Raw genomic sequence first — 23,736 nt, forward strand, 5'->3', positions numbered from 1 at the left:
AGTAGTTTATTGAAGTTGCTCGATTTTTAAAAGAATATCTTTATTGGCTAATCCACCTGCAAAACCGACTAATTTACCACTCGAACCAATTACGCGATGACATGGTGCAATAATGGAAATTGGATTCTTGCCATTGGCTGCGCCCACAGCACGAACTGCTTTAGGATTACCCAACTGTTCTGCAATCTGTTTATAACTGCGGGTTTCACCATAAGGAATCGCAAGCAAGGATTGCCAGACTTGCTTCTGAAAAGACGTTCCTTCAAAGTCTAAAGGCAAGTCAAACTGCTGCCGAGTTCCCGCAAAATATTCCGACAATTGCTGCTGGGCTGCAGATAAAATCGGATGATCCGGCTGTTCAACCAATTCGGCCAAGCGCACACGTTTCGGATTTTCATTCTGCCAAAGTACCGCCACCAGTGCAGTTTCATGGGCAACCAATTTAAGTTGCCCCACGGGAGTGTGCATATACACAAATGAAAGTTGCATGACACACACCTCGCTGGCTCAATCGATAAAATAAATAGATTAGTTGGATGCCACTTTCATCAGTACCAGTCCTGAAACAATCAGCACAGCGGCCAGCATACGCAGCGCAGAAGCCGGTTCACCGAGCATCAAAACACCGACCAGAAAAGAACCAACTGCCCCAATGCCTGTCCAAATGGTATAAGCCGTTCCGAGCGGTAAAGATCGCATCGCATAAGCCAACAAGACAAAACTCAGTACCATAAAAACCACGGTAATTGCGCTCGGGACTAAACGGGTAAATCCGTCGGACATTTTCATAGCATACGCCCAAACCACTTCAAAAATACCCGCCAACAGCAACATCATCCAGGCCATTTGCCTTCCTCCAATTGATTAGAGTCAGGTCGTCCTGACGAATTTTCTTGGTGCAAAACTTATTAATTTTGCCTCAAGGGAGGTCGTTCCTCCATAAACTGAACCTTATTATACGCAAATCTGCTTCAAAATAGCGCAATGACCAAGTTTTCAAAATACTCGGAGTTTCTGGCAATCAAAAATGGGCTGACCCTGAACCTGAATCAATCGGCACAGAATCAACCCAATCCAAACAATTCAAACTACATTTCTGAGCAAGGTTTAAAATTTAAACCGAATGCCCGCACCATAGAGCCACCCCTGTTCGGAATCAGTTCGCTGCTGCCAGTGTGTTTCCTGATTGCCTTTTTGATATTCATAAGACACATCAATAAACGGCATCATTTTCTTACTAATTTCGTAACGAGTTTCCAAACCGCTCGCAATACTGCTCAAACCCGTTTTCTTGGCATATTTAGAGTCATCACTCAATACCACATCCATATCCAGATAAGGTTTAACAATCAGTTTTTGGGTCAATAAAAGATCCCGCTCAGTTTCCAAGCTTAAACGCCATTGCTGATCTTGACCTACGTATAGATAGGCATCCGTTTCAAAGAAATAGGGCGCCATACCATGTAACCCGATAACGGCATCCACTTGATTTTCATCCACCTGACGGTTTGGATCATTACGGTATTGTATACCCGCCTGTGCATCCCAAAAATCAGAAATCATGCGGCTATACAAAACTTTGGCTTCGGTCTCCGCACGATGCGATTCTGCCTTATCGCTATGCAGCTTGATAAACAGTTTATTTTCATCAGTACCAATGCGGGTCTCTAGTTCGGATTTTAACGTTCCCTCACCCTCTTCATTACGCAACCAGCGACTTTCCAAGGTCGTCGATTGATAAATCTGCCCACCATGTTCTTTCAAATGTGCCGCGTGATCAGCAGCATCTGTGCCAGCCGAAGTAGCAACCATGGTCTGATGCTGCATCATAGAATGCTCATGCTCTGTCCCCATCGTGGTCATGGACATACTTTCACTTGGCATCGGCATATGCGCGTGGTGTGGTGTAGTAGCATCTTCCGTTGCAGCCCATGACATTGAACTGAGCAAGATTAACGATGAGCTGAACGCCATAAAAGAAAACTTAGTGATGTGCATGTTCAGCTCCTTGTGTTACAGGTTGCGCAGATGGCTGCTTGGTTTGCTGAGGATCAACGTTGGCCACGATCAATTTACTCATCATGCCTGAAGACATGTGATAGAGCAGATGACAGTGAATCGCCCATTCACCTAATTCATCCGCAGTCAGGAGTGCGGTGACTGTTTTGCCTGGTGGCACCACCAAAGTATGCTTATTCGGCATATTGGCAGCACTTTGTCCATTTTCCAGTTGCATAAACATGCCATGTAAATGCATAGGATGCGCCATCATGCTGTCATTAATAAATTTCAGACGAACACGTTCACCATATTTCACTTGCAAAGGCTGCATCTCAGTAAACTTTTTACCATTGATGGTCCAGATATAACGCTCCATGGTGCCACCCAAACGGATTTCTAGTTCACGTTCGGCTGGTCGAGTGTCTTTTTGTGGTTCCAAAGCCACCAAATCGGCATATTGCAAGGCTTTATGTCCCTGCGGTGTGGACGCATTCGCCCAACCCTGTACTGGTGTATGCGCTGCTGAACTTGCGGTTGTGGCCTGATGCTGAGCATGTGTTGAATGCTCCATATCCTGCTTCTCGACGTGATTCGTTTGAGCGTGATCCATGCCCTGCATCTCAGCATGATTCATTTGGGAATGATCCATGCCCTGCATCTCCGTATGGTTCATTTGGGAATGATCCATACCCTGCATCTCAGCATGGTTCATTTGGGAATGATTCATACCCTGCATCTCAGCATGATTCATTTGAGAGTGATCCATGCCTTGCATCTCAGCATGATTCATTTGGGAATGATCCATATTTGTATGCGCTGAACCATGTCCCATATCTTCCATGGTCAGTAATGCTCGTGGACGTGCAGTAGGCATACTGATAGGCGCTTTTACACTGCCTTCACGCTGTAAAGTCGCCAATGCAAAACCTGTACGGTCTATCGACTCGGCTTGAATCTGGTAGTGCGTTTGTTGCGGCTCAACCACGACATCATAGGTTTCAGCAGTGCCAATGCGGAATTCATCCACTGCAACAGGTTTCACTGGCTGTCCATCGGCACTGACCACGGTCATTTTTAAGTTGGGAATACGCACATCAAAGAATGACATGGCGGAAGCATTGATAAAACGCAAACGAACTTTTTCATTCGGCTGAAATACTCCCGTCCAATTCTGTTCTGGCGTTTTACCATTCACCAAAAAGGTATACCCTGTTACATCAGACAAATCCGTTTTTAACATGCGCATCTGGTTCCACATGGAACGGTCTTGCCATGTGCTTTTCACCCCAGCGCGCTGTGTTTGCTTGAAGACATCTGCCAGCGTTTCTCGCTGATTCTGATAATACTCTGCTGATTTTTTCAGATTCTTCATGATCTGCTCACTGCTCGATTCATGAAAGTCTGACAACATCACCACATAATCGCGTTGCGCTTGTTCGTGCTGGGCAACAGGTTGCTTGCCTTTAGGATAAATGACCAAGGCACCATATAAACCGTCTTGTTCCTGACCTTTGGAATGTGCATGATACCAATAGGTGCCGTTTTGACGAACTTTAAAGCGGTAGACAAAATCGGCATTCGGCTTAATGCCTTTAAAACCGTTAAATCCCGGTACCCCATCCATTAAACCTGGCAGCAATAAACCATGCCAGTGCAATGAAGAATCCTGATTTTTGAGCTGGTTATGCACATGAATCACTGCCTCATCACCCTCTTCAAACTCTAAAAGGGGGGCAGGAAATTGACCATTTACGGTAATACGTTTGACGGGCTTACCCGTTAAATTCAAGGTCGCTTCAGCAATGGTGAGGTGATATTCCTTAACCGCAGCAAATGCCCATGAAGAGGAGAATATGCATAGCCCAACGATGAGGCTTTGACGAAATAAAATAGACATGACTTAACCTTTATTCATGAAATTAATGAAAATTTTGTTCTGAATAAAGTTAAGCTTTGGGTGGACGGAGAATCTCTTGCCAATAACCAATCAAATGTTGTGCGTTATAACGGCTATGTAAATTGGATGCTCGATCCGATTGAAGCTGTTGCAAGTCCTCAGCTACCGCTGTGTCTAACCAAACCGTTAAGCTTTGGCAATGCAACTGCGCACAGTCTGCACATTGCTTTATCGAGGTGCTGTTTAGATCACGGTCACAGGGGCTACTTTGAACATCAGCAGCAGCCTTATGATGCTGCATGCTCGCTGCATGGCAATCCGACTGAGCGGTATGCATCTGCTTTTGGTGTTGCTGATGCTCAGTGCTAATTACTTCAGTCACTGGCTCAAGTGCAGACAATTGCTGCTGCAACATTTGGGCGTGCATCGGCATGCTAGACGCATAGACAAGACTACTCCACCCCATGACAAAAGCCATCAGGCAAACAAACCAAGACTGTTTGCGAAGTAAAGTGCTCATGCGAAAACCCATTAGCCAGAGGTAATGACACTCAATAATGAAATTACAGCATACCCAAGAATGCCGTTATACACAATTTTTTCTACATAATCGCTACTTATTTCAAATCCTGTAACGCTTCAAACATTGCTTGTTATTCATTATTTTTTAGTCTGTATTATTTTTAAGCCCAGCTGAATAAAACAGCAATTTTTTCAAGCATTAATTTGCATAAAAAAGAGCACATTCGTGCTCTTTTTATACATAATAAGTCTAATGTCTAAACGTTTGATGTGGAATCGTTTATTGTTTAAACAAGATATCCATAAGGTTATCTACATAGATATCGACAAGCTTATTCACAAAGTTATCCACAACTCGCCGCATATTTATCCATAGGACTTATACATTCACTGAACCGACTTTCGCCAGTTCTGCACGCATTTCATCAATCACGGCTTTGTAGTCTGGCTTACCAAAAATCGCTGAACCAGCGACGAACATATCTGCACCCGCTTCGGCAATTTCGCGAATATTGGCTGGACCTACACCGCCATCCACTTCCAAGCGAATGTCACGTCCTGAAGCATCAATAATCTTACGAGCCTGACGCAATTTTTCCAACGTCATCGGAATAAACTTTTGCCCACCAAAACCAGGGTTTACACTCATCAATAAAATTTGATCAACTTTATCCAGTACATAGTCCAAATAATGTAACGGGGTTGCTGGGTTAAACACCAGACCGGCTTTGGCACCGCCCGCTTTAATCAGTTGTAAAGAACGATCAATATGTTCCGTAGCTTCTGGGTGGAAAGTAATAATATCTGCACCAGCATCCAAGAAATCACCAATCATACGATCCACTGGCGAAACCATTAAATGCACATCAATTGGGGCTTTGATGCCATAGTTTTTTAATGCCTTGCAGACACCCGCACCAAAAGTCAGGTTCGGTACATAGTGGTTGTCCATCACATCAAAATGCACCACATCAGCACCTGCTTCTAATACTTTTTCAACATCTTCACCCAAACGAGCAAAGTCAGCAGATAAAATTGAAGGTGCGATTAAATAGGGCTTAGACATGGATCAACCTGAGAGTTCATGAATTTAATGCCAATATTATAGCAAACTGCGACCAAGGTCTGTGACATTTCATTTTTGCAACGGAGCGTTGCAAAGGACTACTGTTTAAGCACAGCAAATTTGTTAAGGTGAAATTCCTACATCATGGTCGAAGAAAATGAAAAGCAGCAGTCAAATTGCCACACTCGAATCTGCCCGTATCGCCAAGCGTTTATACAATCACTGGAAACACAAATTTGAAGTCAAAGAATCTGAGCAACAATTTGAAATTATCATGCCTGAAGCGCAAGTCAGCCTGATTCCACAGGCTGAATACTTAGCCGTTGAAATTACTGCAGCAGCAGAAAAGCTGGATCATTTGGAAAAAGTGGTGCTGGATCATTTAAGCCGTATGGCACAGCAAGAGTTTGCAGCAGAATGGCAGCGGAGTTAAACTCCGCCCCATCCATAGTGATTAAGATTCGAGTTGTACCGCATGAAACTGTAGGTGATCATCCATAAAACTTTGAATAAAGTAATAACCATGATCATAACCTTCATGTTCACGTAAAGTCAGTGCCTGCCCCGCTTGCGCACATGCCTGTTTAAAAGCTGCTGGATGTAATTGCGCATAAAACTGATCTTGCAAGCCTTGATCAATCAAAATTTCATTAAATAATGCACCTTTCTCTATCACCAAAGCCGTTGCATCATGCTGCTGCCACTGGCTTTGATCATGGCCTAAATAATTAGAAAAGGCTTTTTCTCCCCAAGGACACTGACTTGGTGCACAAATCGGGGCAAATGCTGATACAGATTTAAACTTCTCTGGGTATTTAAACGCCAAAGTTAATGCGCCATGCCCCCCCATCGAATGTCCAAAAATTCCAATTCGATGCTGTTGAACTGGAAACTGCTGCATTACAAGTGCATACAGCTCATGTGCGATCAAACGTTCCATTTGATAATGTTCAGCCCACGGCGCTTGTGTCGCATTAATATAGAATCCAGCCCCTTGTCCGATATCCCAATGATCACCTTGAGCCACTTGTTCACCACGTGGCGAAGTATCTGGACTAATTAAAATCAGCCCCAATTGAGCTGCCAGTCGTTGTGCATGTGCCTTAATCGCGAAGGTTTCTTCAGTACAGGTTAAACCCGCCAAATAAAACAAGGCTGGACAGGCCTCACCTTCAAGTGCTTGTGGTGGGAGAAATACCCCGAAACGGCTATCGCCTTGCAGCGATTCAGAATTAAAACGATAAATCCTTTGCTCACCATCAAAACAACGATTTTGTTGTAATAATTCCATCTTCACTTCCTTTTTTAAGGTGTATGCGCAACCGCTTGCGCTTGAGTTTGCTGTGTCATTGTAGTGGGCGGAAATAAGCGTTGCTCCAGTTGAGGCAACATCAGTTCCATATTTTTACCAATCGACCACTGCGGTTCCGAAGGCTCAAAGCCTTGCGCCGTTTCCCATTGCGCCACCGTATCTTTGGCTTGCGCAAAGGCATCTTTCATCGAATGCTGTTCTCGCATGGCCTGATCAAAAAAGGCACGTCCGAAATAGGTATAGTCTGCTTCACTCGAACAACCGAATGAGGCACGATCTGCGGCAGAAGCCGTAATAATTAAGGTATTGTCATTTTGCAGTGCCGAGACAAAACTGCCCGAATAGCAGGCTGAAATCACAATGACACGCCAGCGAATCCCTGAACGGTCTAAGGTATCCCGCAACCATTTAGGATCAACTTGCGCCAAATCGAGTGGCGCATTTTCCATCTCGAACTGGTTCTGTAAGCCATGTGATGTCATATATAAAAACAACACATCACTTTCACGATTCATTTGCTGACCAATTCGCTTTAACGCCAGCTCCATACTGGTGCGCGAAGCAATTGGAATCTCGGTCCGTGTCGCAGGGTTATTCACCAAAATCAACGAACGCCCGAAGGTGCCAAACCGAGTATCAAACTGTTCGCGAATACGCTTGACCTCAGACATAAATACGTCTTGATAACTCGCACCTGCCACCCCCAAAAAATACCAATGTGACTGAGCAAACTCGCCATATTGAACCGCTTGTAAGCTTTTATTTAATAATCGGCTTTGTGCATAAAAGGCATCTTCAGCAAAAGTCGGGGCAACCTCTTCCACTTTCCAGATGGGTTGGCTTTTCACAGACATCTGCCACACCACCAAGGTGAACAGTGTCGCCAGCATAATCAGTGCTCGCTCCCACCACGGCCATTTCAACTCACGGGCAAACACCCAGACCACGGCCAGACTTTGCCAAACAAATAGCACCATGAAAATGGTTGGCAAATAATCATAAAGCGCATAAGGCAAAATATCGATCATGCCCAAATACTGAATCAGACTTTGCAACAAGGCGATGTGCGTGTCCAAGACCAGCCACAATAAGGCCGGAACCAACATTAGACGTGGATTATTAACACGTTGTGATAAGAATATACCGACAATTAAAGCGATAAAGGGCCATAACGCATAACTCACCAAACCTTGCGAGTTAAACTCCCCGACTTCTCCCGCACTGAGCCAACTAAACAGGGTATTGGCGCAGCCGCCTAAAATCCCCCAAAAAATCAGTTGCAGGATGGAAGGATGCACAATCTGCAAGGCGCGACGCGAACCCAAAAAAAGCCACATCCCTGCCGTTTGGTTGCTTTTAAAATCGTGCCAAAAATTTATGGAGGGTTTGAAATCAATTTTCATAAGGTGTTCAGGTGGCTAATGCTGTTCGCTCAATCGCATTGTTAGTTTATGCTTGATCAGGGTTTTATCAATATTATTTTTAACTATATAACAAATCTTTGCCCAATAATGAAGCAATTATCCTAAGGTCGGATGATCAAGCTGGAAGTAAGCATCAAAGCGACAAGCATCCCCTTGCCATTGGGTATCCGGTTGCTGGTCATTCAGAAATACCGCCAGTCGTGGACGCTTCACCACCACCCGTTTTGCAATTTGCTGCGCTAAAGGTAAAAGCTGATCGCCTAAATCCATTTCCCCATCTTCAGGTAAAAGCATATGCAACAATTGCATCTGTTTTTTCACTTGTGCCTGCTTTTTCACTGCCTGTTGATTTTGATCACGTTGCGGGAACATCGGGTCTAAATACACCACATCACTGAGCTGCTGCTGTTCGGCACATTGCTTTAAGTAATCTGCTGAATCAGCAAAAACCAAATTAATCCGGGCTGCAATCGGAGCCAAGTAGGGATCTTGCAGTGCTTGCTGTTGTGTATCTTCCAGTAAGCTAAACAACACGGGATGACGCTCAACCAAGGTCACTGTAGCCCCAAGTGCCGCAAGCAATAGACTGTCATGCCCAAGCCCTGCTGTCGCATCGATTAACCGCGGTTTTTCAGCCAACTGACAGGCACGTGCAATCATTTCAGATTTCAATGATGCCCGCTTTAAACGTGGAATTTCAGCCTGCCAATCGGGCTGCATTTTCATCCCGTTGGCACATAACCATAAGCCCTGTTCATCTACACACAGGGCCAAATCTGGATTTAACCGCAAAAAGCGCGCATTGAGTTTTTCAATCTGCTCAATACTGACGGCAACACCACGTGAAACAAGCACAGCCGCATAGTACTGCGCTTGTTGTTGAAACTCGGCTTCTGTATATAAGCGCAATTCGCTTACCATAATTTCCAACCTGTGAAGGCAAACATCAAAATTATGATGCCTGAAAGAATGCGGTACCAAGCAAAAACCATAAAATCACGTTTTGCCACATAGGCCACCAAAGCACGAATTAAAATCAGGGCTGAAATAAATGAAACAATGATACCAACCGCTAAGACTGTCCAATCTTCGGTGGTTTGATACACGTCATAGCTTTGATATAAATCGAGTAGACCTGCGCCAATAATGACGGGAATACCAAGAAAGAATGAAAACTCAGTCGCAGCTTTACGAGATACCCCAAGGAACATGGCACCAATAATCGTAGCACCTGAACGTGATGTGCCAGGAACTAAAGACAGAACCTGAATTAAACCAATCCAGATTGCCTCTTTGTAGCTAATGTTTTCAACCTCTTGAGCATTGACTGTTGGTGGATTTCTTTCAATCCACATAATAATCAAACCGCCAATAATCAAGCCTAGACCCACTGTAATGTCATTAAACAACAGTTCTTTAACCGTCTGTCCAAAAGTCAGACCGACCAAAATAATCGGAATCGAGGCAATAATCAGGTTAAATCCTAAATGACGTCCTTTAGGTTCACCTGTAAACATCCCCGTGGCTGCCCCCCAAAGGCGAGACCAATATTCATAAATAACCGCTGCAATTGCCCCCATTTGAATCGCAATTACAAAGACATCGCTTTTTTCTTTGGTCCAGAACTGCATTAACTCTGATGCCAGAATAAGATGCCCTGTACTCGAAATTGGTAAAAACTCAGTGATACCTTCAACGATACCCATAATCGCTGCTTTCAGCAGCAGTAAAAGATCCATAGAAAATCCTAATTATGATTTGCCTTGTTCTGGAATTTTTTTCCACGCATTATCACGTAAATATACTGGAAGTGCTTGTTCTGCGCTAAACCACTGCGCTTTGCCTGCGGCTGCTCGGGCAATCTGAGCAATATCTTGTGCAGTCGCTACCAACTGTTTGAATTCTAAAGCGTCAGGCTGAATTAAAGCTGAACCCGATCCAACTAAAGTAAATTTTGTTACTTCTGCCGCTTGCGCATAGTCTAATAATTTTTCTTCATCAATGGCTTGCATAATGCCTTGATCATCCAGACTAAAGCTGGCGATATAGACTTCATTCATACGGGCATCAAGAACTGCGGTCACTTGGGTCAAACCCTGCAGTCGATAAGCCGCTTGTGCCAGAGCTTGTAAGGTCGAAACAGGAATCACGGGGACATCATGCGACCATGCCAACGCTTGCGTGACTGCGGCATTAATTCGAACCCCACTGAATGAACCCGGTCCTCGGCTAAAGGCGATCGCGGTTAAATCGGCTGTGCTCAGACCTAGTTGCGTATAGCCCTGTTCAATCATCGGTAAAATGGTTTGCGTTTGAGCTTTTGCACGCGTATCTAATTGGAAAAACAGTTCTTGATTTTCATCTACGATAGAAACAGAACACTGTTCATTGGCTGTTTCTAATGCCAGCAATTTCATGCTCAACCTTGCTTCAATTTAATCTTAAAAAACGAGGGCTATCATACTCCACTCATATCTTGGACGCGAGAATTTCCAACGGTAGATACAAAAAAACCAAGCATCTGCTTGGCTTTTGAAAATGAGATTCGTCAGAACTCAAAAACTTCTAATTGGGTGAACTTTTTATAATGCTCGGCATAATGTAGGGCGCTCAGTTTAAGTTTAGCTGCAACATCGGCATCTAAGCTTTTCACCACTTTGCCAGGTGAACCCATGACCAATGAATTATCGGGAATGACTTTACCTTCTGGAATTAAAGCATTCGCGCCAATAATACAGTTTTTACCAATCACAGCATGATTCAGAATCACAGCATTAATTCCGATCAGTGAATTATCCCCAACGGTACAACCATGCAGCATCGCTTGATGGCCAATGGTCACATAATTTCCAATCTGCATCGGAATGCCCGCATCGGTATGTAACACGGCATTTTCCTGCACATTGGTAAAATCCCCGAGTTGGATGCTGCTGTTATCTGCACGGATCACCGCACCAAACCAGACACTGACCTGCTGCCCCAATTCCACTTGCCCAATCACCGTGGCATTGTCTGCGACCCAGCCATCAAAGGGAGCATGCGTAGCTTTCGGTGCATGCCCTGCAAATTTGTACATCATGTTGAGTTACGTCCTTTTGTTTTGAGTAATGCCTGCTGGGCATAAAATAATGGCGAATTCAATAAAAATGGCCATTCCTTTTGATAATTCAATCCATATTGAAACAATGAAATCAGCATGCGTGCGGTGAGTCCCCATACAATTTCATTTTCGACCCGCATACTGGGAAAATATAAGGATTGTTGGGCATAACGCACTTCATAGGGTGTCGGTGGAGCATCCATTAAATGTTTTAAAGATACAAAAAAAATACGATCAATTTCTGAGGGTTGTGCAATTAAATCCACCTGAGGTGGAATGAGCCCGACAATCGGTTTGACCAACATTCCATTGCGGGCCTTTTGCATCGGTAAATCACCGAGCAGACGAACATCAAACGGATTTAAGGCGGTTTCTTCTTGGGCTTCTCTGAGGGCCACCACAATATTGCTGGTATCTTGGGGATCACGCTTTCCCCCTGGAAAAGATACCTCACCGGCATGATTCGACAAATACACGGAACGGCGGGTTAACAATACTTTAGGATCGACTTCATCGGTAATCGCAATTAACACAGCAGCTTCGGCTTCACGCTTTCGGGTCGAAAATCTTAAATGCTGTTGTAACACATGTGTTAATGAACGATCATCCATATCACTCACCTCTATTCTTCTTCTTTTCATCATAGCTGAATTTTGAGTGGATTGGAGAGAATTGATGTCAAAGTTCTTTTTTTCAGTTATGCTGAGTGGCAACTTTATCATTGATGATGAATATGAACTTCTGCGGAAATTGTGGACATAAAACGACTGAAAAAATCCCACTTGGCGATCATCAATTACGTCGCGTTTGTACAGAATGTGGTCATATTCATTATGTAAATCCCAAAGTCATTTGTGGTGCTTTGGCAATCTGGGAAGACAAAGTCTTACTCTGCCGTCGTGCGATTGAACCGCGATATGGCTTATGGACGCTTCCAGCGGGTTACATGGAACTTTTTGAAACCATGGAACAAGGTGCAGCACGAGAAACACGTGAAGAAGCCGAAGCCGAAGTCGCCATTGAACAGCTCTATTGTATGTACAATATTCCCCGTATCGGGCAAATCTATGTGTTGTTTAAAGCCCAATTGATTGATGGTTCTTTTGGCGCAGGTGAAGAAAGCATTGAATGTCGCCTCTTTGAAGAACATGAAATTCCGTGGACAGAGTTGGCGTTTCCAAGTGTCGAGCAAACCCTGAAACACTATTTTGCCGACCGTAAAAACAATCAGTTTGTGACCCATTTAGAAACGCTAGGCACTCGTCTGGATCATACTGGTTAAAAAAATCACAGATTCCCAAAGACTCAAAAGCCGATTCAATTGAATCGGCTTTTTTTGCATAGCAAAAATTTAGATCTTCGCTTTCACCATATAACACGTGGCTAAATTCATTTCCAAAGTCCCCCCGCTTAATTTTGCCAAAGCGGTGTCTTCTGCGGTTTCATCGGTGTTATTAGCGTTATAGACTTTTTGGAAACTGGCATAACTATTGGCCCATTTCACACTCTCGCCTGCCGAATCGGTAAAGCTAATACGTCCGGTGCTACCTGCGGATGCATTCAATAGATTTTGCACATGCAGCAATGCTCCACCGACCACAATACTTTCACCTGCGGCAGACGTTTGGATGCTTGAGTTCACTCCCACCAAGGCGCCATTGATGGTTTTTAATGCTTCATCACCCAAAATTAGACGTAAAGAAATGGTCCGATCATCAATAAAGGCACGTGACGTCGTCCCCAAACGGTATTGCTGAACGCCATTACTGTCTTTTAAATTACTGCCTATGCTTAGACTACAGCTCCCTGTACTCATATCCGTATCAGCTGCAGCCGCTTTCATATTGGTACGAATGTCGCCATTTTCATCAATCACAATGCCCAGTTTGACATTCGGTACGGTGCTATCGCTAAATTTAAAGGTCAAATCAGCATAAAGCGGGAAAATATATTTTTCACCAGCGGCGACATTTCCACTCGATTTAAAGACCTGTTTATCTAAATACGTGATGGGGAAAACTTTAAAAATATCTAAAGAGCCTTTATAAGTATCCGTTGCTCCATAACGCTGTTGCCATTGACCTAAATCTTTCAGGTCCTCAGCGGTCACCGTCGTTTTTTGCGTCAGTAACTGATAGAACTTTTCTTTGCCGGCAATCATATAATCATTATACAACTTGCCCTGATATATACTCAGATCCTCGGATTCTGGATCATCTACCCCAATATAATAGTGCTGATCAATGCGTTTATTCAGTGGATTAATCCAGTGATTTTGCGGATAAGCCGTCATTCGGGTTGGCTTATAGCTTCGAATCAGTTCAGCATTCACTCCCGCAATTGAAGTTAAACCTGATTTAGCCAGCCCTCGCCACTGCAAGCCGCTGCCAAAGGTATAGCCCTGACGATCGGTCAATAACATAAAATGTCCAAACAAATGCTTGGTGCTGGTGTCATTGGCTTCACAGATCTCTTTATTACAACCTGTTAAACCATCCGAACCTGTAAGGCTACTAATCACGCTTCCGGAAGTGGAAAACAGTGAAAATTCTGGCTGATACACCGCAGCATTACTAATATTTAAAAGCTTAGTGACGACTTCAAATGCTTCTGCATCAGAAATCACCGATACATCCAACCATGGCTTGATAATGGCAGCATACTCTCCATTGATGACCTGTTGCGCGGTTATGGAACTGCTCATCTTATCGAGGGCTTCACGAATACTGTCATTGATATAAAGCGCTTGAATATCGGTTTTATTGTTAATACTGCCCTGTTGTAACGCCAATGCCTGAATCATCTTGACCAAATTCATCGCGGTTTTAACAGTCACATCACTCGGATCAAGTGTCACGGCGTTCCGGTTGGTCATACCTGCCGCTATATCTAGTACCGTTAAACGTGGAATTTGGTTGGTACTCACCATAGCAATATTACTGATCGGGAAAGATCCCAAAGCAATCTGTTTATCCGCTTTCCCCAACAAAAATACATTCACCGTATCGCTATACTTACAGGTTCCTGTGGCGACCCCATTCTCTAAATCCATCAAGGTCACAAAGGTATTTTGTGTATCACTACTACAAGAAAAATTTAAACCATCTAAAGGATAGTCGAGTGCGAATTGAATACAATTGGCAGCACCTGCCGTACAACTCCCATTGACGGTACTGTTATTATTTTTTTCGGGAATAATGTTGGCACTTTCACCTCCACACCCCGTCAGTCCAGCCATCAATCCAGAAAATGCTAACGGTAAAATATATTTATTTTTCATTCCTATTACTCTTAAATTCTACTAACGAATTGCGGTTAGCTTGATTTGTCCCTGATTACTGAGTTTTTGATCTTCAACATCGACAGCCGAAAGTAACGGCGTCATAAAAATGTATCGGGTTTGAGCAGGCAGTTGTAACATACCGTCCATCACTGCATAGCGATAAGTATTCCCCAGCCGATCTTGATTTTTAAAACCCGTTACCCCTTCTATGACACAACCGGATTGATCCAAAAACACCACAAAAGGCCAATAAAAACTCGGCTGATGTTGACTTGCAGCATAGGAACTTAACTGCACATTTTGAATTCCCGCCTGTACCGCCACCACTTCATAATCAAACTGATCTTTTAAAGGTTGCCGTGCCCAAACATTGACGTCCTGCTGTGCTTTCAGCACTTTGGCTTTCTGTATTTTTTTATCGCGATAACACGCTTGTCCAAGACTCTGAACCACTTGCTCTTTAGCAATTGGGTAATATTGAGTTGATAAGGTAATGACTGAACTTTCATCCTTTTGTTGCGTGTTAAACAGACGATTCAATACCCCTTTATTAACCCCTTTTTCCCGTTCAATCACTTGTAGTCGTGGTGCACCCAACTCCTTATCTACCACACCTTCTGGCATGACATAAAAGCGCTTTTTATTTTCTAAGTTAAACTCTTGCCCTTCTAAATATTCATTTTTGACATAGCGTTCGCCATTCACTTCTAAAAAACCATTCGATGCAGATGTATGTGAACTTGTATTGGGTGGGGTCGCTAATCGGCTCGCTTTTTCAAATGCCATATTGGTTTCAATTTGGTGCAAAGCCCGCTCAACCGATGTCGCTGACATAGAATCTGTAGCGATGGTTGTAGGTTGATGCAGCGGTTCAACAACGTTTTCAAGCGCTGGTTTCGCCTCGCTTTGCTGAACCGTGATTGCACTAGCTTTGTGCACATCTTGTTCCGGATCCGATAGCCTATTCACTGGCGCTGATTTCTGAATTTCTACCTTTGAAGTGGGCGGTTGCTGAAGTGCAGTCACTGCTATGCTTGTTAATGCCCTATTTTGAGTGGTTATGACTGGAACTGGCTTCTGCGCTAAAGGTTTGGCATGGCTCACGGCTGTTTGATTAACTGGAACCGATGTGTGCTGCGGTTGTTCCATTTTGGAAAGTTCAGACAATGGCTCTGCCTGAGCAGCTTGAACACCGTGAGGATTATTTTTTAAGGTTTGCGTCAACGCTGGCTTACTCTCCGAAACCTGCTTGTGTACGTCAGTTTTCTTGATCTCGGAAGTGACGCGCGGCACCACCATTGGACGACCATCAGGACCAATAATGGTATAAAACTCTGCTGCATGTACCGCGCATGCCATAGCCCCACACATGAACAGCAGGGTTGATGGCACGCTTGTCACTCGCCAATTTATCTTCTTTGTTCTTACCATTTTGTACGATAGCTCAACCCTAAAATTGTGAGATTGGTTTCTGTTTTCACATTCAGCCCCGCATAAGGGTTTAATAAAATATTATTCACCCCAGTTTGATTCGATAAAGTACTGGTATTGGCTGGGATACTGTCCTTACTGCGTAAATAACCAATAGATAAGTCAAGATCGGTATCCGCATCAAATCGATACCCCACTCCTAGACCAAACAATTGCGCATTATTGATCGGGACCATGGTATTACGTTTATCATCAGGAATTGCACTGGTTCGCGGTTCATAGCCTGCACGCAATTTCAGACGATCCGTTGCGGAATACTCTATGCCTATGCCATAGTTCCATGGCGAATCAAAACGTAGCGGTAAGGCCAGACTATTGTCAGTAATATCTGGAGATAACAACTTCGCAATTTTCAAGGCTGAAATTGAGCGGTCAAATTCAAACTTAAATTTGTCCCAAGCGCGATAATCGGTCCAGCCCACATCAAAATTCACCTGTAAATCCGGTAAAATTTTATATTTAATCCCAGCTTGAATATGCTGCGGATATTCAAAATCCATAGATACCAAACCCGACTCCGAAGCAGGAATACTTTGCGGAAAGCCTAGAATCGCGGCAAGGATTTGCCCAGTCGGTGATGACATCAAGCCATTAATTAACTCTCGCGGTGCTTTGGAGTTATCAATCGTATATTTACCTTTTAGGCGCATTTTCGCTGCACTTTGATAAACCATACCAAAGCTGAAATCATCCGTAGGCTCCCACATCACCCCAAGGTTAAAACTGGGACTCAAAGATTGCTCCATAGCCACTTCCATTCGACCAAACAGACCAAACGGGTTCATTCCCTCCTCGGCATTACATATCCCGAGTAACAAAATATCGGTAATGACGTCTGAATTGTCTTTAAATGGCGTACACACCACTTCATCAATCATGCGCAACATCCCAATCATCTCATTGGGAAAACGCAAATCCGTTTTTAGCGCAAAAGCCTGATAGGACATGCCCACAGAGGCACCGATTGAAAGTTCATCATTGACTTCAAAAGCGATTGAGGGGGACAAATAAGTAAACCGCTCCAAAGCAACCTGCTGTCCCATAAAGTTACTCGGATTCCCATTTTCTGCCCCAAATCCTGCGACAAGCGGTGCATAAAATGCTGTAGCAAAGGTCATTTTCGAACCTGGCGGCTTATAGGCAGCGCCTGCTGTCGGGGCAAGCATTGGCATGCCTTCGCCTAAATCCACAACTTTCTTCAGAAAAGGTACATACAAACTAATATATTCAACATCGCCATTAACGCTGCCCTTATAGTCGGTGCACAAATCTGAAGCGACTTCTGGTCCATCATTACAAATTAAAGGATCATCTGAATAACCAAAAACGTTATAACCTTCAGGGGCAGAATATTGCCGCTGAATATTAAAATTGGCCAAGATTCCTTGTACATCTGTTTGTAAACCTTCAATTTTGGTTAATGCTGCGGGGTTATAATGCACAGCACTGACCCCAGGTGGGTCCGCCGTAACAGCATTCCCCATTGCCAGTGAACGAATATCTACAGATAGATTTTGCCCGAGTTGAGCAAAAGCCATACTTGAACAGCCCGATAAAATTATCGCTGAAACTAACGGGCTAAGTCGTACCTTGTACATGCGACCGCCCTCTTAGCTAATTTTTTTACCAAAGCCAGCAATATCTAGTGGCAAAGACAACCCTAGGGAGACATCAGGTGCATCTTCGGTCAAACCAATGCCTAAGGTGCCATTCACAATGGTTTCTGGTGAAACGCGGACACCCAATGAAATTGCAAAGGTTGAACTGGTTTGATCGGCTGGAGAGTAACTTTCGCCAGAGGTATATAGGAACTCCGCCCCAGTATTAAAACTTTGTTGATAGGACATCGTCATCGAGACATCATAGTTAAATGAATAGGCAAATCCGAATGAAAAGCCACCACTCATGCCTGGATCAAATTCTTCAATCACGCGCGGACCGCGACGCTGGTCTAGTCCTGTTTCTTTGAAACCATAATTGGCTGAAACAGATGCAAAAAGTACCACTGGGTCAATATATTTACGTGTACTTGCTCCAACACCCACAGAATAATAGCCCTTACCAGTCGCTAAATCGGTGATTGGGTTAATCTCATAAGGACTATCTCCTGTTTTGGTTGATACATTACCAAATAAAATCAGCGGTATACGTCCTGTTTTTAGTGGGAAGGGTTCCCAGCGCGTGCCAAAGGAAATATCGCCTAAACCCGCCGTTGAGGTATCTTTTAAATTATCGGTTTTTGCCACCAAAGGTAAGGATGCAGTCAAAGTTAAATTATCTAAAACACCATACTGAACGGTGAAGGTATTGGTTAAAGTATGGCTGGCATTTTCCTGTACACGTAATTGATACAGACTCCCTTGTGCCATCTCTAAATCTAATTGAGTATCTCGATAATAGGTATAATCCACATCATAAAATGCAGAGATATCACCTTGTTTAATGAGAGAGTATTGACGCTCATTTGAGGTAAAGACCTCTTCAAGATTGGTTTGCTTGGTGGCATCGCCTTCTTGTTGCTGTAATGCAGTTGAAGCTTCTTGAGGATTGGCGACACTCTCATTTTCCACATTTGCTGAAGCTGACGTTCCTTGCGCTTCTGTTACGGTATCCGCTGCATAAGCAGCCCCCATTAAGACTTGGATACTCAGTAGCAATAATGTTTTATTCATCCATTGATTTTTCATTTCCATCCACTCTATTCTTTTTTTATTTGCTTTAAACTGTGCTATTTGCTTTTGTAATATAGGCGTAAATGTCGATCAACATATTGGCCGTTCATCTCTGATTCAGGGTTATTATTGACAATTCTTGAGGTCGTTGCTCCCCGATCCGCCAGTTTTTCCATATAAAACTGCGGATATTGGATATCAACTAATGCGTAACGGTTGACGGTTGCATCCTCAACATGGCGCATATCACTTTCCTGTAATGCCAATAAATTTTTGCGCTGCTCTGGTGGCACGCTAATTAAAAATAAGGTGTTATTTTCCCAAACTTGCTTAAAGCGCTCTTCATCAAAACTAATATTGCCCAACGCAGGATCGGCTACATAGACACGGCCATCCTTATACGCCTTGTACACGACAAAATGTTTAAAGCCCGCGTAGGAAATCGGAACTATAGCGGGTTGGCCTTGGGCAACTAAATCGGAAAACTCTCCTTTGTAACCCCCACTTTCCAAGCCCAAAGCCGCGACAAATCGTTTCATGTCCAATAACGAAAAGCTTCGACGCTCAATAATGCGTTCAGATTCACCAAATTTCAGTAAACCCGTCATGGTTTGCTGTTCAGTGAGTTGCGTCCCAACATAACCATTTAATAAGGTGGTTAATGCAGCCGACCCACAGCTGTAATCATAGGCTTGTCGAACGATGCCACGGAACTGATCAATGATTGCGGGCTGAATTTGTACAGTCTCACGATGCATCCGGGTAAAGGAGTCTTGCCGTGAATCTAGGGTTTCTGTGTAATAAACAGTCTCAGGTGGTTTTTCTTTGATTTCAAAGGCTTGTGTGGCAAAAAAATACATCAATGCCGAGCCCAATGCGATCTCTAACATATTTCCTAACTTTCTAGTTTTCGGCATGATGTGCCTGAAGTTTATTATTTTTCTAGAGTAAAAACTCTATACTTCCATGTGTTTTGAAAGATACCTTTTTTTTCAAAAAAGAAACAGCTTTTTCTTACTTTTTTCGATGAATTGAATATTTTTTGTAAAAAAAAGCGCGTGAACTCACGCGCTTTTTATATGGAAGCGATTAGTGACCAGAAATCGTGATTACAGCGCCAGGAGTATAAGCTCCCATAGATGGGCTGTAATAAGTTTGTAAACCTTGAACCTCTACATCACCAATTGATGCTGCACCTTGGCTACCCAAATGAACTCCTTTCACATAGTTATCTACTGGGCCGCTTGAGCTAATAATACGTAAATAGCCGTTGTTTGCACCTTCAGCACCAATGACGCTAATCGATTGATTCAAGGTTAAATCTTTTGCATTGGCATCAGCAACTTTAATGCTCTCCACAAAGATTTGACCTGCTGCACGGTTACCTGCGGTACCATCACCATTACCCTGCTTAGTTGAATTATCTAAAATACCTAAATTGGTAATTTCTAGACCACCAATCATTTGTGCATTCAATTTCACCATCGCACCTTGAGGCGCTGCACCCAATTGAATATTGGCAGACATCGGTCCTGTTTTTAAAGATAAGCCAGATAAAATTGCATTGTAGTTCGTATCATCCCCACCACGACGAATACTTGTAGAAGCTGCAGTTGGGAGCGCACCCGAGCCTGTTACTCCGATTTCACCAATTTTAATATCTAAACCAGAAACTTGCGCACCAATATTTAAGAAAGCACCACCCGTACCCGTAGTCCCTGCGTCGCTATCAATGGTTAAATCTGCAAGGTTACGTGAAGCTAATAAATATGCGCCAGCATTGTCATAGTTGGCACCAATCACAATACCCTTGGTTTCATTCGCATCACCCGTTTTGCCATTACCCTTAATCACGATTGCACCAGCAGTAGACGTTCCACCTAAAGCTGAATTCGTATAACCATCATTGTCATGTATGAATAGCTTTTCAATTTCAACCTTAGAAATGCCAATTCCGATATTTAAACCATCTTGACCCGTTGCCGCGCTTAATGCAGCATCATCCATTGCTTGCATAGCCATCGCATTCGCGCTAATAGCCATCGAAGAAACTAAAACAAGTTTAGTCAAATTTTTCATGTTCCACTCTCCCAAGAGTATTATTTTTCTTTAGTGTCAACCACTCGATGTAACCGCTGTTTTATTTGTTTTTCGACAGCGCCACATTTTTCCTTGAGCGATCCGTTGGCCCTGACAACGTTATATGTCTGTTATTTTTTGTTCAACTGCTGTTGGTCGCAATATGAATCTTACCGACAAACGGTATTTACTGTATTGTTTCCTTCACATTCGAGTAAACTATAAAATATCGTTTTGACGAAAGCTTGCTCCGAGTGTATGACCACCCCTTCTTTCTCCCATAAAATTCTTTTTGATCAATCTCTTAGTATTCAAGATATTCTTTCTCGTCTAGATGATTTATCACATTTCATTTACCTTAAGAATAACCACGCCCCTGTCATTGCATTTTTACCAGTCGAATTTGAATGGGTAAAAAATGGAAAGCGTGAAACCTATCAGCGAACCCCAAACTACCAATATCAACAAGTTGAAACAGCCTTAGACTTTAAGCCATCGGCCTATCAAGACAGCTCGAACAAAGGCTTCAATGGTGGACTGATGGGCTTTATTGGTTATGACTTTGCCAGTGGTCAGCACGTGAATGTTCACTCAAAAGATCAACCTGCTTATTGGCTTGGTCTTTTTCACAGTTATCTGAAATACACCGAAGATGGTTGGTATTTTTACAGTGATGAAGCCGAAGCTGAACAACTGTATTCATTCATTCAAACCCAATTAAATCGAGTTAGTAACATTGATGCCTTGCAACTGACTCAGGCTTGCCAAGCACGTTGGAGCAAACCACAATATCAACATGCTTTTGCTCAGGTTCAAGACTACATTCGGGCTGGTGACTGTTATCAAATTAACCTCACCCAAGAGTTTATGGGGCAAGCCGAAGGTCGCTTATTATCGGTTGCTCAAGACTTTTGGCAGCTCACTGACGCCCCTTACTCAGGTTATCTAAAAACTGAAGGATTTGAATTATTAAGTTGCTCTCCCGAACTGTTTATCGAATTTTTAGCAGATCGAGAACTGGTGACCAAACCGATTAAGGGAACCATGCCACGCTATGCCGATCCTCAACGCGATGAACAATCTAAATTAAAATTAAAACAATCCCCGAAAGATCAGGCTGAAAATGTCATGATCGTTGATTTGCTTCGCAATGACTTAAGTGTTTATGCTGAAACAGGTTCTGTGAAAACTCCAAAACTTTTTGAAATTGAATCCTTTAATCAGGTTCATCATATGGTCAGTGAAGTGAGGGCTACGCTCAAACCTGAGGTAAATCCCCTAGAGGTTTTAATGGCAGCATTACCAGGAGGATCGATTACTGGTGCACCTAAAATCCGCGCGATGCAAATCATTGAAGAACTTGAAGGTGCTCCGCGAGGTGCCTATTGTGGTTCGCTTGGGTATTTTAATTTTGATGGCACGGGTTGCTGGAATATCTTGATTCGATCCATTCAAAAATCGCAACAAGACCTTTCACTCTGGGCCGGTGGCGGAATCACTATTGCATCAGATTGTGATGCGGAATATCAGGAATGTTTTGATAAAGTTTCTGCCATGCTGAACTTACTCAATACATGGCAGAAAACTCATCCTTAAGCGAGAATATCTTGCTTTAAGGTTTCGATTAAACGTTGATTTTGCTCATCTGTTCCGATGGTAATCCTTAGGAACTGATTGATTCGTGGCTTATTGAAGTAACGCACAATAATGCCACAAGCACGCAATTCTGCTGCCAGCTCTCCTGCATCTTTACCCGGTAAGGATGCAAAAATAAAGTTGGCTTTTGAAGGTAGCACATGAAAACCCATCGCTTGCAGTTCAGTGACTAATTGCTCTCGACTGCGAATGACTTTTTCACATTGCTGTTCAAAATAGGCCTGATCTTCAAATGAGGCGACGGCTGCTGCAATTGCAAAACGGTCAATCGGATAAGAGTTAAAACTATTTTTCACAGCTTCAAGTGCAGCGATTAAATGCGGCTGACCAATTGCAAAACCAACTCGTAAGCCCGCTAAAGAACGTGATTTGGACGTGGTTTGACACACCACTAGATTTCCATACTTTTCCACTAATTTAACCGCAGATTCTGCACCAAAATCGACGTAAGCTTCATCGATTACCACCACAGAATTTGGATTTGCTTGCAGTATTTCTTCAATCGCAGACAAGCCTAAAGCGATACTGGTTGGAGCATTTGGATTGGTGATAATGATACCGCCATTTTCCTGCTTGTAATCGTCAACCTCGATCTCGAATTTCTCGTTCAGCGGTAAAATTTGTGTATTTACCCCAAAAAACTGACTATATACAGGATAAAAGCTATAAGTAATATCTGGATATAGAATCGGCTTTTCTTGTACAAAAAAGGCTTTAAAAATGTGTGCTAAAACCTCATCTGAGCCATTGCCCACAAATACATGGTTCACATCCACCTGTTGTTGTTGTGCAATCGCCTGCTTTAAAGCCATCGCATCAGGATCTGGATATAAGCGTAAAATATCTGCAGAGTTCACTAACAGTGCTTGCACCGCTGCAACCACTTTAGGTGAAGGCGGATAAGGGTTTTCGTTGGTATTTAATTTTAATAAATTTTGAATTTTGGGCTGCTCGCCAGGGACATAAGGTTCTAACTCACGTACTTCTGGACTCCAAAAACGCATTTGTTCAGTAGTGATGGTCGACATCTTCATTTCTCTTATCTTTTTGTACCCAAAAACTGTTCAGCCAAGCTGAGGAAAAATTATTTTTAATGCGGCTAGCTTAATTGAAGCTGACATACATCTCTAACATTTCCGGTTTCAGCTCTGCCTAAACCTCGTTTAGGCTACACAGAACACTTTGGACTACATCATATATACACTCAAGCTCAGAAAGCCCCTTCTCCACATT

Annotated in this window: 23 protein-coding genes; 3 read left to right on the forward strand and 20 right to left on the reverse strand. The window is 43.2% G+C overall.

The window, feature by feature from the left end; genetic code table 11:
• Positions 1–6: 6 nt before the first annotated feature.
• From AC6CHI_RS15525 to rpe, 6 genes are all read right to left on the reverse strand, one after another.
• Entirely contained in the window at positions 7–489 is a 483-nt protein-coding gene (locus AC6CHI_RS15525; RefSeq protein ID WP_498122364.1) for a methylated-DNA--[protein]-cysteine S-methyltransferase, read from the reverse strand.
• 39 nt (positions 490–528) lie between these two features.
• Complete coding sequence (locus tag AC6CHI_RS15530; protein ID WP_458893473.1) at positions 529–846, reverse strand: DMT family transporter; 318 nt, start codon at positions 844–846, stop codon at positions 529–531.
• Positions 847–1,107: 261 nt separating this feature from the next.
• Positions 1,108–1,998: a copper resistance protein B gene (locus tag AC6CHI_RS15535; protein ID WP_498122366.1), complete on the reverse strand. Its 891-nt coding sequence runs from the start codon at positions 1,996–1,998 to the stop codon at positions 1,108–1,110.
• Positions 1,985–3,898 carry a multicopper oxidase domain-containing protein gene (locus AC6CHI_RS15540; protein WP_498122368.1) on the reverse strand — a complete coding sequence of 638 codons (1,914 nt, stop codon included), beginning with the start codon at positions 3,896–3,898 and terminating at the stop codon, positions 1,985–1,987. The genes AC6CHI_RS15535 and AC6CHI_RS15540 overlap by 14 nt, the downstream gene beginning before the upstream one ends.
• A gap of 49 nt (positions 3,899–3,947) precedes the next feature.
• Positions 3,948–4,418, reverse strand: coding sequence for a hypothetical protein (locus tag AC6CHI_RS15545; protein ID WP_498122370.1), 471 nt, complete (start codon positions 4,416–4,418; stop codon positions 3,948–3,950).
• 381 nt (positions 4,419–4,799) lie between these two features.
• Positions 4,800–5,486: a ribulose-phosphate 3-epimerase gene (gene rpe / locus AC6CHI_RS15550; protein WP_458893477.1), complete on the reverse strand. Its 687-nt coding sequence runs from the start codon at positions 5,484–5,486 to the stop codon at positions 4,800–4,802.
• A gap of 157 nt (positions 5,487–5,643) precedes the next feature.
• On the opposite strand from rpe, the gene AC6CHI_RS15555 reads away from it, so the two are divergent.
• Positions 5,644–5,919 (forward strand): DUF2218 domain-containing protein, encoded by a 276-nt coding sequence (locus AC6CHI_RS15555; RefSeq protein ID WP_458893478.1) that lies wholly within the window; start codon positions 5,644–5,646, stop codon positions 5,917–5,919.
• 21 nt (positions 5,920–5,940) lie between these two features.
• Here AC6CHI_RS15555 and fghA read toward each other — a convergent pair whose 3' ends face one another.
• The 7 genes from fghA to AC6CHI_RS15590 form a co-directional block, all read right to left on the reverse strand.
• Entirely contained in the window at positions 5,941–6,777 is an 837-nt protein-coding gene (gene fghA / locus AC6CHI_RS15560; protein ID WP_498122373.1) for an S-formylglutathione hydrolase, read from the reverse strand.
• A 14-nt stretch (positions 6,778–6,791) separates the two neighbouring features.
• On the reverse strand, positions 6,792–8,201 hold the full coding sequence (locus tag AC6CHI_RS15565) for a C13 family peptidase (protein WP_498122375.1): 1,410 nt from the start codon (positions 8,199–8,201) through the stop codon (positions 6,792–6,794).
• A 117-nt stretch (positions 8,202–8,318) separates the two neighbouring features.
• Positions 8,319–9,143 (reverse strand): class I SAM-dependent methyltransferase, encoded by an 825-nt coding sequence (locus tag AC6CHI_RS15570; RefSeq protein ID WP_498122377.1) that lies wholly within the window; start codon positions 9,141–9,143, stop codon positions 8,319–8,321.
• The gene (locus AC6CHI_RS15575) at positions 9,137–9,961 is read right to left on the reverse strand and encodes an undecaprenyl-diphosphate phosphatase (protein WP_458893483.1); all 825 of its coding nucleotides are present in this window, start codon (positions 9,959–9,961) and stop codon (positions 9,137–9,139) included. The genes AC6CHI_RS15570 and AC6CHI_RS15575 overlap by 7 nt, the downstream gene beginning before the upstream one ends.
• A 12-nt stretch (positions 9,962–9,973) precedes the next feature.
• Positions 9,974–10,639 (reverse strand): tRNA (adenosine(37)-N6)-threonylcarbamoyltransferase complex dimerization subunit type 1 TsaB, encoded by a 666-nt coding sequence (tsaB, locus tag AC6CHI_RS15580; protein ID WP_498122379.1) that lies wholly within the window; start codon positions 10,637–10,639, stop codon positions 9,974–9,976.
• Positions 10,640–10,770: 131 nt separating this feature from the next.
• Entirely contained in the window at positions 10,771–11,301 is a 531-nt protein-coding gene (locus tag AC6CHI_RS15585) for a gamma carbonic anhydrase family protein (protein WP_498122381.1), read from the reverse strand.
• On the reverse strand, positions 11,298–11,933 hold the full coding sequence (locus tag AC6CHI_RS15590; RefSeq protein ID WP_498122382.1) for an NUDIX hydrolase: 636 nt from the start codon (positions 11,931–11,933) through the stop codon (positions 11,298–11,300). The genes AC6CHI_RS15585 and AC6CHI_RS15590 overlap by 4 nt, the downstream gene beginning before the upstream one ends.
• A gap of 122 nt (positions 11,934–12,055) precedes the next feature.
• On the opposite strand from AC6CHI_RS15590, the gene AC6CHI_RS15595 reads away from it, so the two are divergent.
• On the forward strand, positions 12,056–12,604 hold the full coding sequence (locus AC6CHI_RS15595; RefSeq protein ID WP_458893501.1) for an NUDIX hydrolase: 549 nt from the start codon (positions 12,056–12,058) through the stop codon (positions 12,602–12,604).
• Between the two features lie 69 nt (positions 12,605–12,673).
• Here AC6CHI_RS15595 and filF read toward each other — a convergent pair whose 3' ends face one another.
• The 6 genes from filF to filA all read right to left on the reverse strand — a co-directional run bounded on the left by filF (position 12,674) and on the right by filA (position 20,847).
• A complete protein-coding gene (gene filF, locus AC6CHI_RS15600) occupies positions 12,674–14,602 on the reverse strand; it encodes a putative pilus system protein FilF (protein ID WP_498122383.1) in 1,929 nt (642 codons plus the stop codon).
• Between the two features lie 21 nt (positions 14,603–14,623).
• Positions 14,624–16,036 carry a putative pilus assembly protein FilE gene (filE, locus tag AC6CHI_RS15605; RefSeq protein ID WP_498122385.1) on the reverse strand — a complete coding sequence of 471 codons (1,413 nt, stop codon included), beginning with the start codon at positions 16,034–16,036 and terminating at the stop codon, positions 14,624–14,626.
• Positions 16,030–17,694 (reverse strand): putative pilus system OmpP1/FadL family transporter FilD, encoded by a 1,665-nt coding sequence (gene filD / locus AC6CHI_RS15610; protein ID WP_498122387.1) that lies wholly within the window; start codon positions 17,692–17,694, stop codon positions 16,030–16,032. The genes filE and filD overlap by 7 nt, the downstream gene beginning before the upstream one ends.
• 12 nt (positions 17,695–17,706) lie before the next feature.
• Positions 17,707–18,789 (reverse strand): putative pilus system protein FilC, encoded by a 1,083-nt coding sequence (filC, locus tag AC6CHI_RS15615; protein WP_498122389.1) that lies wholly within the window; start codon positions 18,787–18,789, stop codon positions 17,707–17,709.
• Between the two features lie 35 nt (positions 18,790–18,824).
• A complete protein-coding gene (gene filB / locus AC6CHI_RS15620; protein WP_498122391.1) occupies positions 18,825–19,658 on the reverse strand; it encodes a putative pilus system C39 family peptidase FilB in 834 nt (277 codons plus the stop codon).
• A 199-nt stretch (positions 19,659–19,857) separates the two neighbouring features.
• Positions 19,858–20,847: a putative pilus system protein FilA gene (filA, locus tag AC6CHI_RS15625; protein WP_498122393.1), complete on the reverse strand. Its 990-nt coding sequence runs from the start codon at positions 20,845–20,847 to the stop codon at positions 19,858–19,860.
• Between the two features lie 258 nt (positions 20,848–21,105).
• On the opposite strand from filA, the gene pabB reads away from it, so the two are divergent.
• Entirely contained in the window at positions 21,106–22,443 is a 1,338-nt protein-coding gene (gene pabB, locus AC6CHI_RS15630; protein ID WP_498122395.1) for an aminodeoxychorismate synthase component I, read from the forward strand.
• Here the strand turns inward: pabB and hisC are convergent.
• Positions 22,440–23,531, reverse strand: a complete 1,092-nt coding sequence (gene hisC / locus AC6CHI_RS15635) for a histidinol-phosphate transaminase (RefSeq protein ID WP_498122397.1) — start codon at positions 23,529–23,531, stop codon at positions 22,440–22,442. The two genes, pabB and hisC, sit on opposite strands and share 4 nt — an antisense overlap.
• Positions 23,532–23,736: the final 205 nt, after the last annotated feature.

It is taken from the genome of Acinetobacter sp. GQ146, from assembly GCF_059758585.1.